This window comes from Streptomyces sp. NPDC088747 (genome assembly GCF_044751025.1).
Taxonomy (GTDB): Bacteria; Actinomycetota; Actinomycetes; order Streptomycetales; family Streptomycetaceae; genus Streptomyces.
Genome location: NZ_JBIVKZ010000001.1, coordinates 25,312 through 41,736 on the forward strand (window position 1 = coordinate 25,312; position 16,425 = coordinate 41,736).

The following is a 16,425-nucleotide window of genomic DNA, read 5'->3' on the forward strand; positions in this document are numbered from 1 at the left end:
AGCCCGACGCCTACGACCACACGGACTGGGCCAGGGACACCCCGCCGAACGCCGCGCCGAGACCCAAGACGACGCTCGCGACCACGTACGCGGCGGCCTGGAACCCGGCGCCGGTCTCCGTCAGCCGCAACGTCTCGTAGGAGAACGTGGAGTACGTGGTCAGCGCCCCGCACAGGCCGGTGCCGATCAGCAGTTGCAGGTGGGAGGATGCATGGCCCGCCCCGGCCGCGCCGGTCAGGAGGCCGAGGACGAGACAGCCGGTGACGTTGACCGCGAAGGTGCCCCAGGGGAAGACCGTGTCGTGCCGGAACCGCAGCAGGCGGTCCGTCAGATAACGCAGCGGCGCCCCGACCGCGGCGCCGCTCACCACCAGCAGCCAGTTCACAACCCCTTCTTACCTTCCTCGTCCGTTTCGCCCGGTTCCTGCCGCTGTCCGGCGCGCTCGCCGACGGACTCGCCGCCGCCGAGGTGCTCCAGGGCGCGCCGTGCCGCGCTCGCCGCGAGCCACACCGCGGCGAGCGCCGCGAACAGGGTCGCGGCGAGGTAGAGGAACCCGGCGCCGGGGTGGCCCTCGTCGACCAGTTTCCGCACGTCCACGGCGTACGTCGAGAACGTGGTGAACCCGCCGAGCACGCCGGTGCCGAAGAACGGCCGGACCAGCCGGCGGTCCGCCCACACCTCGGCGCTGACCACCATGAAGACGCCGATCACCGCGCAGCCGACGACATTCACCCAGAACGTGGTCCAGGGGAATCCGCCCGGCGCGGCGGGCCACAGGAGCGAGGCTCCGTAGCGGGCCGAGGCACCGGTCGCGCCGCCCAGCGCGACCGTCGCGACGACCGGTCCCTGGCCCTGCCACGGGGACGCCGGCCGCGTGGGAACTCCGGCCCGGCCGGCTCGCTCCGGTCGTGGGACTGTCATGTGCGTACGTCTCCTACTCGCCGGGGCCCGGTCGTCCGAGCACGCTCGATCGCAAGTAGGGACCGTCGGCGGCACTGGCACCGCGGTTCGGGTACGGCGGGCCCCACCGCCGCGCCGCGCGACATGATCGCGGCTGGGGATCAGCGTAACGCCGTCGGCAGCGGCCCCGCACACCCGGCGCGATCCGCGGGGCGGCTCCTACCAGCCCTTCTCGAAGAAGTGGCTGACCTCGGCGATGCGGTACTCGTCGCGGCGGTAGTAGGTGCGCCGTCTGACCCTCTTGGTGCGCAGCAGCCCGATCCCGGTGAGGAGTTCGAGGTGGGCGCGGGCCACGGCGCGGGGCACGCCGAGCTTCGCGGCGAGGGTCGCCGGGGTGACGCCGTCCTCGACGAGGTCGCCGTGCCGTTGCCGGGGGAAGTGCGCGACGGGGTCCCGCAGCCACTCCAGGATGTCCATGCGTTGTCCACTGACGGGAACCTTCAGCATCTCGTCCCCCTCCGTCACGGTGGTCTCCCGCCACTGTGCCGCAGCCCGGGGCGACACGCACGGGCTTCGGCGACGTCGGCCGGGACCGGGCGCACACGGAGGAACCCGAGGGCCCGGCCGCGGCGGCCGGGCCCTCGGTCTCCCAGGTACTCCTCAGGTGGTCAGCGGTGGCTGAACCACGCCATGGCGGGCAGGGCCCTGTCGTCGTAGCCGAACAGGGCCTGGTTCTCCCAGCCGTTGCCGGACGCGGGGTCCGTCGGGTCCCAGCCGTTGCCGGTGACGGCCGTCCAGGTGGACTCCCAGTAGAAGATGCCGAGTCCGCGGCCGTTGGGGACGGCCTCCACGATGCTCGCCACGTCCTTCATCCACTTCGTCTGCCCGGCGGTCGAGGCCGGGTAGCCGGGGACCAGTTCGCTGGCGAGGTCGATGATGTTCTCGGTCGGGTCCTCGGTGTCCAGCCGGAAGGGGTACGCCGTCTCGGCCAGGTACACCGGCTTGCCGTAGCGGGCCGCAGCGTCGTCCAGGGTGGTCTGGAAGTCGGTGAGCGTACCGTGCCAGTAGCCGTAGTAGGACAGGCCGATGACGTCGAACTTCACGCCGTTGGCGACGGCGCTGTCGAACCACCAGCGGGTGCCCGCGAGGTCGCCGCCCTTGGCGAGGTGCAGCGCCACGGTGGTGGAGGAACTGACCGCCTTGACCGCGCTGTAGCCGGAGTTGAGCAGTCCGGCGAGCTGCGGCCAGTTGTCGGTCGAGCCGTCGGACCACAGCATGCCGCCGTTGATCTCGTTGCCGACCTGCACCATGTCGGCCGTGGTGCCCTGCGCCTTCAGGGCGTTGAGGACGTCGTAGGTGTGGTTGTAGACGTCGGTCCTGAGCTGGCTGTACGAGTGTCCGGCCCAGGCGGCCGGCTTGCCCTGGGCGCCGGGGTCGGCCCAGGTGTCCGAGTAGTGGAAGTCGACGAGCAGCTTCATGCCCTGCGCCTTGACCCGTTTGGCGACGGCCAGCACGCGTGCCTTGTTGTTGTAGCCGTCGGCGGGGTTCACCCACACCTTGAGGCGGGCGTAGTTCTGTCCGGCCGATTTGAGGATGGCGAGCGCGTCGCCGCTCGTGCCGGAGCTGGTCCGGTAGACGCCGCCGTAGGCCTCGCTCTTGGGGAGTGAGGAGACGTCGGATCCCTTGATGGCGAGGCGTGTCGAGCCGGCCGCGAACGTCACGTCGTCGACGTTGAGCCAGTTGCCCGCGTTCGCGTCGGAGTTGACGCTGATCGTGCACTGGTTGTTGGTCACGGCGATGGAGGTGACGATCCGCAGCCAGCCGCTGGCGGAGACCGGCAGGTCGGTGCGCTGTTCCGCGCTGCCGCAGTTCTTCAGGGCGAGGTGGGCGGAGTTCTGGCCGCCGCCCGAGCGGACCCACGCGGTGAGGGTGTAGTTCCCGTTGGTCAGCCCGGAGAGGTGCTGGTAGGTCTCCACCTTGTAGGCCGAGGCCGACCAGTGGGTGAGGCGGTAACTCCCGCCGTGGCCACCGGACTCGGTGTACGACGCGGCGGTCTGTCCGGCCGCCGAGTACGTCGTCCAGCCGGCCGGGGTCGCGGTGCCCGCGCCGTTCGACTCGAAGCCGCCGTTGGTGACGGTGGCGGCGGCCTGCGCCGAGGTGGCGGGCAGGGTGGTGAGAGCCAGACCCGCGAAGAGCGGTATCAGCAGGGTCCGTAGAGCTCGTCTCGCGTGGAACATCGTCGTCCCTTCGACGAAGGCGGGGAGACTGGGGGTGGTTGGCGGCGCCGCGCCGAAGGGCGTGCGCACGGCGCCGTCAGGACCGGCCGGATGTCTCCCCGGAATCCGGCCGGGGTCTGTGGGATGGGACGGACTCGCGGAGCGTGCGGCTCAGCCGTCGAGCCGTACGACCCGGACCGCGCCCGCGGGCACCCCGAGCCGGCCCGCGGCCCGGTCGCCCGTGAGCAGTTCGGTGCCGGGTGCCTCCAGCGGCACCTTGGCGTCGGAAGCGGTGTGGTTGATGACGAAGACGTAGATCCCGGACTCGCCGGTGCGGCGGACCACTTCGACGTCGCGGGGCAGGTCGGCGCGCGGCGCGATCCCCGCGTCGTCGGCCGCCCAGCCGATCAGGGCGTCCAGGCCCTGGGCGCCGAGGCGGGTGGAGACGTACCAGGCCGAGCCCTCGCCGAGGCGGTTGCGGGTGACGGCCGGGTGGCCGGCGGTGAGCCCGTCGGTGTACGTCCACACGGTCTCGGCGCTGCCCGGGACCACGAACTCGGTCCACACGTCGCCGGTGAGCTCGGAGCCGTCGGGGCCGGTGATGCGGACCCGGTCGCCCTGGAGGAGGGGCGAGAACTCCTCGACGGTCAGGCCGAGTACGTCACGCAGCGCGCCCGGACAGGCGCCCTCGTGCACGGCGTCGTGCTCATCGACGATGCCGGAGAAATACGAGACGAGGAGGGTGCCGCCGTTCGCGACGTACTCCCTGAGGTTGTTTCCGGCGGCCTCGGTCATCAGGTAGAGCGCGGGTACGACGACAAGGGGATACGCCGACAAGTCGGCTTCCGGGTAGGCGAAGTCGACCGTGAGGTGGCGGTCGTAGAGCGCTTCGTAGAAGGCGTCGGCGCGCTCGCGCGGGTCGTGGTCCTCGCTGGGGCGCCACTGGAGGTTCTGTGCCCACCAGGAATGCCAGTCCCAGAGCACGGCGACGTCGGCGACGGTCCGGGTGCCCCGTACAGGCGTCAACGAGTCGACGGACGCGCCGAGTTGGACTACCTCGCGCCACACGCGGGAGTCCGTGCCGGCGTGCGGCAGCATCGACGAGTGGAACTTCTCCGCGCCGCGCCGGGACTGCCGCCACTGGAAGAACATGGCTCCCTCGGAGCCGCGAGCGACGTGTGCGAGGGAGTTGCGGGCCATCTGCCCCGGCGCCTTCGCGGGGTTGCGGGGCTGCCAGTTGACGCCGGACGTGGAGTGTTCGAGGAGCAGCCAGGGAGCGCCGCCGCCGACCGAGCGGGTGAGGTCGGCGGCCATCGCGAGGTTGACGTGGGTGCGGCGGCCGTCGGTGATCAGGTAGTGGTCGTTGGTGACGAGGTCGACCTCGCGGCCCCAGGCCCAGTAGTCGATGGAGTCACACTGGCTGAGCGCGGTCATGAAGTTGGTGGTGACCGGAACGCCCGGTGAGAGACGGTGCAGGATGTCGCGCTCGGCCACGAAGTTCTCGCGCAGGGTGGCGTCGGCGAACCGCTTGTAGTCCAACGCCTGGGCCGGGTTGCCGACGGTCGGCGTCGTCCGTGGCGGGTTGACCTGGTCGAAGCCGGCGTAGCGCTGACCCCAGAAGGCGGTGCCCCAGGCCTCGTTGAGGGCGTCGACGGTGCCGTACGCCCGGGTGAGCCAGCGCCGGAAGTGCGCGGCGCAGGACTCGCAGTAGCAGGCCGAGACGGGCACGCCGTACTCGTTGTGGACGTGCCACATGGCGAGCGCGGGGTGGTCGGCGTACCGGTTGGCGAGCTGGGTGGTGATGTTCGCGGCGGCGGCCCGGTAGTGGTCGTTGCTGTGGCAGATGGCGCCGCGGGAGCCGAACTCGTAGCGGGTGCCGTCCGCCGTCACGGGCAGGGCGTCGGGGTGGGCGCGGTAGAACCAGGCGGGCGGTGCCACGGTCGGCGTCCCGAGGTCGACCCGGATGCCGCCCGCGTGGAGCAGGTCGAGGACGCGGTCCAGCCAGGCGAAGTCGTAGGCGCCGGGCGCCGGTTCGAGGAGCGCCCAGGAGAAGATCCCGACGCTCACCATCGTGACGCCCGCCTCGCGCATCAGGCGGACGTCCTCCTCCCAGACGTGCTCCGGCCACTGCTCGGGGTTGTAGTCCCCACCGAAGGCGAGCCCGGTGAGGCCCTTGGGGGTGGTCTCCGGCATGGATCTCTCCCGTTTAATCGATCATTTGGGAACGTGCACACACATCGCTGTTGGCGAGAGCCCAACATAACCGCACAGCAACAACCATTGACAAGTGTCCGGGATGTTTCTCTACTGTGAACGCTCACAGAAGCATGGCAGGTCGCCCGCAGCAGGCGGAGACCCAGGTCAGGGGAGAACTATCCATGCCCATCACGAAGCACAGCCGGTTCCGTCAGTGGGGCGTCACCACCATCGCCGTCGCGCTCGGTGCCACCTCGCTCGCCGCGTGCGGGTCGTCCGACGACGACACGAGCGACGCCCAGTCCGGTCCCGCGTCCCTGACGTACTGGACCTGGGCCCCGGGCATGGACAAGGTCGTGGACCTGTGGAACAAGGGGCCGGGCAAGGAGCAGCAGATCACCGTGACGGTGAAGAAGCAGGCGTCCGGCGACACGCTGGTCACCAAGATCCTCACCGCGCACAAGGCGAACAAGGCGCCCGACCTGGTGCAGGCCGAGTACCAGGCGCTGCCGACGCTGGTCAGCAATGACGCGCTCGCCGACATATCCGGTGACGTGGGCGGCGCGAAGGACAAGTTCGCCGAGGGCGTCTGGCAGCAGACCACGCTGGGCTCGGACGCGGTGTACGCGGTCCCGCAGGACATCGGGCCGATGATGTTCTACTACCGCGAGGACCTCTTCAAGAGTTACGACCTGACGGTCCCCACCACCTGGGAGGAGTTCGCGGAGACGGCCCGCGCGCTCAAGGAGAAGGCCCCGGACAAGGACCTCACCACGTTCTCCGCCAACGACTCCGGCCTGTTCGCCGGTCTCGCGCAGCAGGCCGGCGCCAAGTGGTGGACGACCGAGGGCGAGAAGTGGAAGGTCGGCATCGACGACGCGGCGACGCAGAAGGTCGCCGACTTCTGGGGCGGCCTCGTCAAGGAGGGCGCGATCGACAACCAGCCGATGTACACGCCGTCCTGGAACAAGGCGCTGAACACCGGCAAGCAGATCGCCTGGGTCAGCGCCGTCTGGGCGCCGGGCACCCTGACCACCGCGGCCCCCGACACCGAGGGCAAGTGGGCGATGGCCCCGCTGCCGCAGTGGTCGGCCTCCGACAACGTCACCGGCAGCTGGGGCGGTTCGTCCACCGCGGTCACCACCGACTCCAAGAACAAGCCGGCCGCCGCGAAGTTCGCCGCCTGGCTGAACACCGACCCGACGGCGGTCGCCGCGATGGCGAAGGAGGGCGGCATCTACCCGGCCGCCACCAGCGCGCAGACCGGCGGCGCGTTCGCCCAGCCGCCGGCCTTCTTCGCCAACCAGGCCGACTTCTACACCAAGGCCGCCGAGATCGCGAAGACCACCGCGCCCTCCGCCTGGGGCCCGAACGTCAACGTCGCCTACACGACCTTCAGGGACGCGTTCGGCGCCGCCGCCAAGAACAAGTCGGACTTCGGCACGGCCCTGAGCAGCATGCAGGACGACACCGTCGCCGACCTGGAGAAGCAGGGCTTCGGGGTCGCGGAGTGACCAAGGCACGCCGGAGGTCGTACGGGGTCAAGGGGGCCCCGTACGCCTTCCTCCTCCCCGCGACCGTCCTCTTCGCCCTCTTCTTCGCCCTGCCCATCGGGTACGCGCTCTGGCTGAGCCTGCACAAGGTCCAGGTCTCGGGGCTTGGCCTCGGCGCCGGTGCCCGCAAGGAGGTCTGGGCGGGCCTGGGCAACTACACCGACGCGCTCACCGACTCCGAACTGCTCAGCGGCGCGCTGCGCGTGGTGGGCTACGGCGCCATCGTGATCCCGGTGATGCTCGGCCTCGCGCTGCTCTTCGCCCTGATGCTCGACACCGACAGGGTGCGTCTGGCCCCCTTCACCCGGCTCGCGATCTTCCTGCCGTACGCCATTCCCGGCGTCGTCGCCGCGCTGCTCTGGGGCTTCCTGTACCTCCCGGACGTCAGCCCCTTCTACTTCATCCTCGACAAGCTGGGGATGCCGCAGCCGGACCTGCTCGACGGCGGCCCGCTGTACATCGCGCTGTCCAACATCGCGGTCTGGGGCGGCACCGGCTTCAACATGATCGTCATCTACACCTCGCTGCGGGCCATCCCGGCCGAGGTGTACGAGGCGGCGAAGCTGGACGGCGCCACACCGCTCCAGGTCGCGTTGCGGATCAAGATCCCGATGGTGGCGCCCTCGCTGGTGCTCACCTTCTTCTTCTCGATCATCGCGACGCTCCAGGTGTTCAGCGAACCGACCACCCTCAAACCGCTCACCAACTCCGTCTCCACGACCTGGAGTCCGCTGATGAAGGTGTACCAGGACGCCTTCGGCAAGGGTGACATCTACTCCGCCGCCGCGGAGGCCGCGCTCATCGCCGTGGTCACGCTCCTCCTGTCCTTCGGCTTCCTGCGCGCCGCGAACTCCCGTAACAAGCAGGAGGAAGCACGATGAGTTCTCTTGCCCTGCGCAAGGCCGCGCCCGCCGCGGGCACCACCCCCGGGACCGCCCAGGGGCCGCCGCTGCGCCGCCGGATCGCCCTCGTACCGACGCTGACCCTGCTGCTCGGCGCCCTCTACTGTCTGCTGCCCGTCGCCTGGGTGGTGATCGCGGCCACCAAGTCGGGCAGCGAGCTGTTCTCCACGTTCACCTTCCTGCCCGGCACCGGTTTCACCGAGAACGTGCGGGATCTCAATGCCTACCGCGAGGGCATCTACTGGAAGTGGATGGGCAATTCGGCCCTGTACGCCGGTCTCGGCGCCCTCCTGTCGACGGCCGTCTCGGCGGTCAGCGGCTACGCGCTCGCGATGTACCGCTTCCGGGGGCGCGAGACCATCTTCGGCGTCCTGATGGCGGGGGTGCTGATGCCGCCGGTGATCCTGGCGATCCCCCAGTACCTGCTGCTGGCGAAGGCGGACCTGACCGACTCGTACGCGTCCGTGCTGCTGCCCCTGGTCCTCTCCCCGTACGGCGTCTACCTCGCCCGCATCTACGCCGCCGCGGCCGTGCCCGCCGACGTGGTCGAGGCCGGGCGGATGGACGGTGCGAGCGAGTGGCGGATCTTCACCCGGGTCGCGCTGCCGATGATGGTGCCCGGCCTGGTGACCGTCTTCCTGTTCCAGTTCGTCGCGGTGTGGAACAACTTCCTGCTGCCGTACATCATGCTCAGCGACGACGAGAAGTTCCCGATCACGCTCGGACTGTTCACGCTCCTCGAACAGGGCTCCAACACCCCGGCGTTGTACACACTGGTGATCACCGGCGCACTCCTCGCGATCATCCCGCTGGTCGCGCTGTTCCTGGTCATCCAGCGTTTCTGGAGTCTCGATCTCCTGTCGGGAGCCGTAAAGTCGTGACCATGACCAACGCGGGGGGCCGGCGCAGACCGCCGACGATTCACGACGTCGCGCGCGAGGCGGGTGTGTCCAGGGGCACGGTGTCGCGCGTGCTCAACGGCGGCCACTACGTCAGCCCCGCGGCCCAGGAGGCGGTCAACGCCGCCATCCGCAGGACGGGTTACGTCGTGAACCGGCACGCCCGCTCACTGATCACCGGGCGTTCGGACTCGATCGGCTTCCTGCTGACCGAGCCCCAGGAGAGGTTCTTCGAGGACCCGAACTTCAATGTCCTGCTGCGCGGCTGTACACAGGCGCTGGCCGCGCACGACGTTCCCCTCCTGTTGATGCTCGCCGGCACGAAGGACGAACGGCGGCGTATCACGCGGTACATCACCGCGGGCCATGTCGACGGCGTGCTGCTGGTCTCCAGCCACTCCGGCGACCCGGTGGCCGAGGAACTGCGTGAGGCGGGCGTGCCGCTGGTCGCGTGCGGCAAGCCCATCGGCATGGGGTCCAAGGTGAGTTACGTCGCCGCCGACGACCGGGACGGCGCCCGCGACATGGTCAAGCACCTGCTGTCCCTGGGCCGCCGCCGGATCGGCATGGTCACGGGTCCGCTCGACACCCCCGGCGGTGTGGAGCGGCTCGCGGGCTACCGGGAGGTGCTCGCCGAGGCGGGCATCGAGGCGGACGACCGCCTGGTCGTCTCCGGGGACTACAGCCGGGCGAGCGGCGAGGCGGGCGCCGAGCGGCTGCTGGCCCGGGTACCCGACATGGACGCCGTGTTCGTCGCCTCCGACCTGATGGCACAGGGCGTACTTGCCGTGCTGCACCGGGCCGGGCGCCGGGTCCCCGAGGACGTGGCCGTCGGCGGCTTCGACGACTCCCCCGCCGCCACCGCGTCCACCCCGGCGCTGACCACCATCCGGCAGCCGTGGGACCGCATCAGCGCCGAGATGGTGCGGGTGCTGCTCGCCCAGATCGGCGGGGAGGATCCGGCAGCGGTGATCCTTCCGACGGAGCTGGTGCGGCGGGAGTCGACGTAGACGGTGCCGGGGGCGTGCGCTCGGACACCGCGCGGTCGACTGGATGCAGCTGCACTAGTTGCACACTCAATGACTGGCCTGATCTCTGTTACCGTTCAGTTATGGCAGCCATGAATCCGGACGCCCGGCTGGAGGACCAGTGGCGGAACATCCTCTCGGTGCACGCGCGCACGATGTGCGAGATCGACCGCGAGCTGCATCCGTACGGTCTCGGCGCCAGCGACTTCGAGGTGCTCGACATCCTCGCCTCCGGCACTGCCGCCCAGCCCGGCGCGCAGTGCCGGGTGCAGAACATCGCCGACCGTGTCCATCTGAGCCAGAGCGCCCTGTCCCGCCTCATCGGACGGCTGGAGCGGGACGGCCTGGTGGAGCGCAGCCTCTGTGAGGACGACCGCCGGGGCGTCTGGGTCGTACTCACCACGAAGGGCCACGACCTGCACACCGAGGTACGCCCGCTGCAACGCGCGGCGCTGGCCCGCATGTTGGACGACGAGGCCTAGAACCGGTCGCGCCCCCGTCCCCCGCCACCGGTGACCGCTGGACGCGTGAAGGTCCGGAGCGGCACCGCGGCGGGCGGGCACGGGGGTGCGGGCGACTCGACACGCTCGCGGGCAGAGCCCGTGAGCGGCGGCCTAGACCTGCGGGCGGGCCAGCAGGGTGCGTACGCCCTCGGAGGTGAGGGTCAGACCGTGCGCGGAACTCGCGTCGATCGTGAGCGCCAGATCACTGGTCGGCCACTGGGAGGCGAGCGCGCCGAGCGGCACCATGCGGTAGCGGGAGACGGACGGGAGCAGCTCGGCCATCTCCAGCTCGGAGGTGAAGACCGGCACGACCTGCTCACCGCCGGGCGCCTCCAGCACGGGCAGCGCGACGGCCGTCGGATCGGCCACGTCCTCCTCGCTGACGTCGTCGGGCACGGGGACCAGTACTTCACTGCCCGCGAGCGTGTCGAGGGCCACCGCGTCCTCGGTGTTCCGGGCGAGGACGTCCAAGGCTTCCTGGGCCGGCGTCGTGGGCGTGATGTGGTCGTTCGAAGGGGTGTCCATGGCGAATCCCGGGGTAGATCGGACGGGCCGCCCGGGACGGGATCCGCCCCGGGCACACTTCCGTCGCGTACCCGCCGAGCACCGGGGCATTCATCACGGCCGTCGCTCATACTTCGCGACGGAGAATTTGCTCGTGCGACTCCGCCACCGGGCCACCGCTCACCGGGCCCGCAGGATGCGAGGTGAGAATCGACCAGTAGTGGTGACCGGCGCCCACGCGCGGCCCGCACGCCCGCCCCTAGCGTGGGCGCATGCCGATGCAACCCTGGTTCGCCGACGCCAAGCTGGGCATCTTCATCCACTACGGCGTCTACGCCGTGGACGGCTGGGCCGAGTCCTGGTCCTTCTACACGGGTGAGGTCACGCACGAGCGGTACATGGACCAGCTCGGCCGCTTCACCGCCTCGCGTTACGACCCTGCCGCCTGGGCCGACCTGTTCTCCCGGGCCGGCGCCGGATACGCGGTGCTGACCACCAAGCACCACGACGGCGTGGCCCTGTGGGACACCGGGACCGACCACCGGAATCTGGACGTGGTCCGGGACACCCCGGCGGGCCGGGACCTCGTCACCGGTTTCGTCGACGCTTTGCGCGAACGGGATCTCAAGGTGGGCCTCTACTACTCGCACTCCGACTGGAACCACCCCGACTACCCGAGCGTCCGGCACGTGCGGCCGGGCGAGCGCCCCAGCCCGTTCTCCCACGCCGAGCCCGGCAAGGAGGACCCGGCGGCCTGGCGTCGCTACCTCGCCTACCGCGACGGCCAGGTCGGCGAGCTCGTCGACCGCTTCCGCCCCGACCTGCTCTGGTTCGACGGCGAGTGGGAACGCACCGAGGAGCAGTGGCGGATGCGCGAACTCGCCGAGCTGATCCTCGCGGGCGCCCCGGACACCGTGCTCAACGCCCGGATGCTGAGCTACGGCGACTACGCGACCCCCGAACAGGGCGTGCCGCTCCAGGCCCCGGACGGCCCCTGGGAACTCTGTCTGACGATCAACGACTCGTGGAGCTACCGGCCGGCCGACCGCGACCACAAGTCCGTGGGCCAGCTGGTGCGCTACTTCACCGAGACGATCGGCATGGGCGGCAACCTGCTGCTCGACGTCGGCCCCATGGAGGACGGGACGATCCCCGCGGAACAGGTCGAACGCCTGGAGGGCCTCGGCGCGTGGATCGCCAGGCACTCCCCCGCCGTGTACGGGACGGTCGCCGGACTGCCGGCCGGGCACCACTACGGCCCGAGCACCCTCTCCACCGACCGGCGCACGCTCTACCTGACCTGTTTCGACGCGCCGCGCGAGGCGGTGTCCGTCCGCGGCCTGCGCAACGCGGTGCGCCGAGTGTCCGTCCTGGGCACGGGCACCGAACTGGGCCACCACGTCACCGGAGGACTGGACGCGGTGCCCGGCGTGACCTGGATCGACGCGCCCGCCCCGGCGGACCTCGACGAGTACGCCACCGTGCTGGCCGTCGAACTCGACGGGGAGCTGGACCTCTACCGGGGCACCGGGCGCGACTGACGGAGCGGCTCGAAGAGCCACTCGAAGAACCATGCGGGAGGGGTGAACCGGCGTCCGGCTCGCGGACGTTGCTCACCACGATGAGAAGCTGTGCCTCGACCGGCGTACTGAAGGTGGAGGGGCGACCGAGCCACCGAGCCCTTCCTTACCGGAGGTACCTCACCCGTGACCATCAGCAAGGCGGCCCCGCCCCCTGTCGAGCGCCGCGACCCGGGCGACCGACAGGGCCGGCGGGACCGGCGCGTCAGCTCCCCCCTCGTCCTGACCATGGTTCTGCTCCTGCTGGTCACCTCGCAGGGTTCGATCCGGCAGGCGCTGTCCGCGCCGGTGATGCAGAGCTGGATGACCGTGTTCGTCGCGGTGATCATCCAGGCCCTGCCCTTCCTGGTCCTCGGCGTGCTCCTGTCGGCGGTGATCGCGGTCTTCGTCCCGCCCTCGTTCTTCGCCCGCGCCCTGCCGAGCAGGCCCGCGCTGGCGGTTCCGGTCGCCGGGATGGCCGGGGCGGTGCTGCCCGGCTGCGAGTGCGCCTCCGTCCCGGTGGCCGGGGCGCTGGTGCGACGGGGTGTCACACCCGCGGCGGCACTGGCGTTCCTGCTGTCCGCACCGGCGATCAACCCGATCGTGCTGACCGCCACGGCGGTCGCCTTCCCGCGCGATCCGGAGATGGTCCTCGCCCGGTTCGTGGCGAGCCTGCTCGTGGCCTGCTCGATGGGCTGGCTCTGGCAGCGGGCGGGGCGCGCGGACTGGCTTCGCCCGCCGGCCCGCCCGGCCCACGACGGCCTCGGCAGGGGCGCGGCGTTCTGGGGCTCCGTACGGCACGACGTCATGCACGCGGGCGGCTTCCTCGTCGTCGGCGCGATGGCCGCGGCCACGCTTAAGGCGGTCGTGCCGGAGAGCTGGCTGCAGGCCGCGGCGGGCAACTTCGTGGTGTCGGTGCTCGCCCTGGCCGTCCTCGCGGTGCTGCTGTCGATCTGCTCGGAGGCCGACGCGTTCGTGGTCGCGTCGCTGACGCAGTTCTCGCTGACCGCCCGGCTGGCGTTCCTCGTCGTCGGGCCGATGATCGACCTGAAGCTGTTCGCCATGCAGGTCGGCACGTTCGGCCGCGGGTTCGCGCTGCGGTTCGCCCCCGCCACCTTCGTTCTCGCGATCCTCGGTTCGGTCCTCGTCGGGGCGGTGCTCCTGTGAACCGGCAGGCACAGGCGGCCGTCCTGTTCCTCGTCGGCGCGGCGATCCTCAAGGCCGGCTCCAGCGACCTCTATCTGCGGTACGTCAAGGCCGGGTTGCGCCCGTTGCTGCTGGGCGCCGGTGTCGTCCTGATCGTCACGGCCGTCGCCACCGTCTGGTACGAGCTGCGACGCGGGAAGGCGACCGAGGAGGGCGAGGTGCACGAAGGTCACGTCCACCGCGAGCCCCGAATAGCCTGGCTGTTGGTCCTCCCGCTGCTCGCCCTCATCCTGGTCGCCCCGCCCGCGCTGGGCTCCTACAGCGCGATGCGCACCGGCACGGCCCTGCAACCCCCTTTCGGATACGCCGAGTTGCCCTCCGGCGACCCGATTCCGCTCAGCCTGGTCGACTACGCGGGCCGCGCCGCCTACGACCACGGACACACCCTCGGCGACCGGCGCGTCAGGGTCACCGGCTTCGTCGCGCTGGACCACGACGGCACTCCGTACCTCGTCCGCATGGCTCTCAACTGCTGTGCCGCGGACGCCCAGCCCGTCAAGATCGGCCTGACCGGACGGATTCCCCCGGTCCTGCGCCCCGACTCCTGGCTCGAAGTCACCGGTACCTACACGGACAAGCGGACCAAGGATCCCGTCAACGACGGTGTCATCCCCTTCATCGAGGTCGGCGAGGCCAGGCCGGTCGCGGCCCCGCGCGACCCCTACGACGAGAGCTGGAACAACTGAACTCCCGTCTCCGCGGCGGCCTCTCCAGCAGCTGAGAGCGCCAACCAGCCGTTCCTCGGGAAGTTCCATGGGGAGTTCCCCGATGCGGCACCCCGGCGGACCCGCCTAAGCAGGGAGACAGCCCGTTTTCCTCCTCGGCCTCGCCATCGGGATGGTGCGCATGGACACCCACGTTCTCACCGCGGACACGTACGAACGAGTGCGGGCCGCCCGGCGGCACCACGAGGAAGCGGCGGCCGAAAGGTACGTCGCGGCACTCCCCCAACGCGAGGAGGTCGAGCGCCTGTGCGGCCAGGGCGTGTCCCTGCCGGACACCGACAGTCAGCTCCAGGCCCGCGCGGAACACCTGATCAGCGGGGGCGCGCTGCCCATGGAGACGGTGATGTCGCTCGTCTCGCAGGAGAAGCCGGGGCGACGGCTGCTGGAGCGCATCATCGGTGCCTCCAAGGACCTCCAGGCGGTCAACTTCCTCTCCAGGGGCTCACGCGCCGCCGCGACCGTGAGCCGTGTCTCGCTGCTGGAGAACGGCCGGGTGCTGCCGCTGGGGACGGCGTTCCTCGTCTCACCGGATCTGCTGATGACCAATCACCATGTACTTCCGGACGCCGACATGGCCGCGCGGGTGATCGTGGAGTTCGCCGCCGAGACCGGCATCGACAACACCCCGGCGCAGTCGGTCGTGTACCGGCTGCGGGCGGACTTCGTCCCCGTTGTCGACGAGGACCTCGACTTCTCCCTCGTACGCGTCGAGGCGGGGGCCGACGGACGCCCGCCCGGGGCGCTGTTCGGCTGGAACCGGCTCATCGGGGCCCAGGGCAAGCTGGTGATCGGCGAGTCCGTCAACGTCGTGGGGCATCCCAGCGGCCGGCTCAAGGAGATCGCCATCCGCCGCAACGAACTGCGCGTCCAGCTCGATGACTTCCTGCACTACGACACGGACACCGAACCCGGGAACTCCGGCTCTCCCGTCTTCAACGACCAGTGGGAAGTGGTGGCCCTGCACCACGCCGGTGTCGCCCGCAAGGACGCCCAGGGCAGGCAGCTGCGGCGCGACGGCACACCCGTACAGCCCGGCGACCCGGACGACCTGGTGGACTGGGCCGCCAACGAGGGCGCCCGGGTCAGCCGCATCGTGGCACGCCTGCGGACCTCGCTGGCCGGGACGGCAAGGGAGAACGTCCTCGGGGACCTCGGTCTGCTGCCCGTGACCGCCCCCACGGCCGTGCCCGCCGCCGAAGGGCTGTCGGCGCGCGCCCCCGAGGCCGCTCCACGGCGCCGTGGACTGCGGGGACGTACGGGCGCCTTCGCCGGCCGTGGCCACCTGCTGTTCCTGCACGGCCGAGGCCAGGAGAAGGCGGACCCGGAGCACATGCGGCGCTCCTGGACGTCGGGGCTCAACCGGGGACTCACCCTCGCCGGACTGCCGACGGTGGATCCGGTCGACGTGTGGCTCCCGTTCTACGGCAACCGCGCGGCCGGTACGCCGGGCCGCGAGTCCCTGCTCGGCGAGGAGTCGGCACTCGGGTTCGCCCCGGCGGCCCCGCCCAGCGACCCCAGCACCCGGGTGCTCTACGAGCGGATCGTCCGGGAGGCCGCCGTCAAGGCCGGTATGCCGGAGGAACTGCTCACCGCTGAGGAGGCCTTCGGCCTGCCCGGCGGTGCGTCCGGCGCGCTGCGCCGCTCGCTGGCCTGGCTGGCCGCCCGTACGGATCTGGACGCCTTGTTCGTGTCGGCCGTGCTGGGCGACGTGGCCCGATACCTCGACGACGGGGAGGCCCGGCAGGCCGTGCTGGACGCCGTGCGCGAGAGCGTGCCGGACTCGGGCCCACTGACCATCGTGGCGCACAGTCTCGGGACCGTCGTGGCCATGGATCTGCTGACCCAGCTGGACGCCGCGGTCGACGTACGGCTCCTGGTCACGGCCGGCAGTCCGCTCGGTCTCGACGCCGTGTACGAGCGGCTGCTCGCCCCGGCACTGCGGCGCCCGGAGCGGGTGGGGCGCTGGGAGAACATCTGGTGCCCGGCCGACCCGGTCACGATCGGCTGCCCGCTGCGCCCCCGGTGGGGCGACGACCTCCACGAGTCCGTCGTCACGAACGCGCGCGAGCAGGCGCACGCCGTCCACGAGTACCTGGCGCATCCCGATGTCGCCCGGACCGTGGCGCTCGGGCTGTTCCCCTGACCCCGCGGGGCCGGTGCCTCACCCGGGCGCCGGCCCTGTCGGCGCGCCCTGTCAGCGCACCCTGCCGTCGCCCTCTGTCGGCGCGCCCCCG

At 70.9% G+C, this 16,425-nt stretch carries 15 protein-coding genes; 9 read left to right on the top strand and 6 right to left on the bottom strand.

Translation table 11 applies throughout. From position 1 onward, the window contains the following. Nucleotides 1-10: 10 nt before the first annotated feature. The 5 genes from crcB (ACIP79_RS00115) to ACIP79_RS00135 all read right to left on the bottom strand — a co-directional run bounded on the left by crcB (ACIP79_RS00115) (nucleotide 11) and on the right by ACIP79_RS00135 (nucleotide 5,309). Nucleotides 11-385 carry a fluoride efflux transporter CrcB gene (gene crcB, locus ACIP79_RS00115; protein WP_401217053.1) on the bottom strand — a complete coding sequence of 125 codons (375 nt, stop codon included), beginning with the start codon at nucleotides 383-385 and terminating at the stop codon, nucleotides 11-13. Further along, nucleotides 382-921 (bottom strand): fluoride efflux transporter CrcB, encoded by a 540-nt coding sequence (gene crcB, locus ACIP79_RS00120; RefSeq protein WP_401217056.1) that lies wholly within the window; start codon nucleotides 919-921, stop codon nucleotides 382-384. The genes crcB (ACIP79_RS00115) and crcB (ACIP79_RS00120) overlap by 4 nt, the downstream gene beginning before the upstream one ends. Nucleotides 922-1,119: 198 nt before the next feature. Continuing rightward, complete coding sequence (locus ACIP79_RS00125; protein WP_401219143.1) at nucleotides 1,120-1,407, bottom strand: ArsR family transcriptional regulator; 288 nt, start codon at nucleotides 1,405-1,407, stop codon at nucleotides 1,120-1,122. A 161-nt stretch (nucleotides 1,408-1,568) separates the two neighbouring features. Then, nucleotides 1,569-3,137: an arabinogalactan endo-beta-1,4-galactanase gene (locus tag ACIP79_RS00130; RefSeq protein WP_401217058.1), complete on the bottom strand. Its 1,569-nt coding sequence runs from the start codon at nucleotides 3,135-3,137 to the stop codon at nucleotides 1,569-1,571. A 150-nt stretch (nucleotides 3,138-3,287) separates the two neighbouring features. Continuing rightward, complete coding sequence (locus tag ACIP79_RS00135; RefSeq protein WP_401217061.1) at nucleotides 3,288-5,309, bottom strand: beta-galactosidase; 2,022 nt, start codon at nucleotides 5,307-5,309, stop codon at nucleotides 3,288-3,290. A gap of 185 nt (nucleotides 5,310-5,494) precedes the next feature. On the opposite strand from ACIP79_RS00135, the gene ACIP79_RS00140 reads away from it, so the two are divergent. The 5 genes from ACIP79_RS00140 to ACIP79_RS00160 all read left to right on the top strand — a co-directional run bounded on the left by ACIP79_RS00140 (nucleotide 5,495) and on the right by ACIP79_RS00160 (nucleotide 10,176). Then, nucleotides 5,495-6,826: an ABC transporter substrate-binding protein gene (locus tag ACIP79_RS00140; protein ID WP_401217063.1), complete on the top strand. Its 1,332-nt coding sequence runs from the start codon at nucleotides 5,495-5,497 to the stop codon at nucleotides 6,824-6,826. Further along, a complete protein-coding gene (locus ACIP79_RS00145; protein WP_401217066.1) occupies nucleotides 6,823-7,746 on the top strand; it encodes a carbohydrate ABC transporter permease in 924 nt (307 codons plus the stop codon). The genes ACIP79_RS00140 and ACIP79_RS00145 overlap by 4 nt, the downstream gene beginning before the upstream one ends. After that, nucleotides 7,743-8,648: a carbohydrate ABC transporter permease gene (locus tag ACIP79_RS00150; protein WP_383687256.1), complete on the top strand. Its 906-nt coding sequence runs from the start codon at nucleotides 7,743-7,745 to the stop codon at nucleotides 8,646-8,648. The genes ACIP79_RS00145 and ACIP79_RS00150 overlap by 4 nt, the downstream gene beginning before the upstream one ends. After that, nucleotides 8,645-9,676 (top strand): LacI family DNA-binding transcriptional regulator, encoded by a 1,032-nt coding sequence (locus ACIP79_RS00155; RefSeq protein ID WP_387177284.1) that lies wholly within the window; start codon nucleotides 8,645-8,647, stop codon nucleotides 9,674-9,676. The genes ACIP79_RS00150 and ACIP79_RS00155 overlap by 4 nt, the downstream gene beginning before the upstream one ends. A gap of 101 nt (nucleotides 9,677-9,777) precedes the next feature. Next, nucleotides 9,778-10,176 (top strand): MarR family winged helix-turn-helix transcriptional regulator, encoded by a 399-nt coding sequence (locus tag ACIP79_RS00160; protein ID WP_401217071.1) that lies wholly within the window; start codon nucleotides 9,778-9,780, stop codon nucleotides 10,174-10,176. Nucleotides 10,177-10,308: 132 nt separating this feature from the next. Here the strand turns inward: ACIP79_RS00160 and ACIP79_RS00165 are convergent, their stop codons facing one another. Then, complete coding sequence (locus tag ACIP79_RS00165; protein ID WP_401217073.1) at nucleotides 10,309-10,722, bottom strand: SseB family protein; 414 nt, start codon at nucleotides 10,720-10,722, stop codon at nucleotides 10,309-10,311. Nucleotides 10,723-10,973: 251 nt separating this feature from the next. Here ACIP79_RS00165 and ACIP79_RS00170 point away from each other — a divergent pair, with 251 nt between their 5' ends. From ACIP79_RS00170 to ACIP79_RS00185, 4 genes are all read left to right on the top strand, one after another. Beyond that, entirely contained in the window at nucleotides 10,974-12,242 is a 1,269-nt protein-coding gene (locus tag ACIP79_RS00170) for an alpha-L-fucosidase (RefSeq protein WP_401217076.1), read from the top strand. Nucleotides 12,243-12,407: 165 nt separating this feature from the next. Next, entirely contained in the window at nucleotides 12,408-13,427 is a 1,020-nt protein-coding gene (locus ACIP79_RS00175) for a permease (RefSeq protein ID WP_401217079.1), read from the top strand. Continuing rightward, entirely contained in the window at nucleotides 13,424-14,152 is a 729-nt protein-coding gene (locus ACIP79_RS00180) for a TIGR03943 family putative permease subunit (RefSeq protein ID WP_401217082.1), read from the top strand. The genes ACIP79_RS00175 and ACIP79_RS00180 overlap by 4 nt, the downstream gene beginning before the upstream one ends. A gap of 160 nt (nucleotides 14,153-14,312) precedes the next feature. Next, on the top strand, nucleotides 14,313-16,334 hold the full coding sequence (locus ACIP79_RS00185) for a trypsin-like serine peptidase (protein WP_401217085.1): 2,022 nt from the start codon (nucleotides 14,313-14,315) through the stop codon (nucleotides 16,332-16,334). Nucleotides 16,335-16,425: the final 91 nt, after the last annotated feature.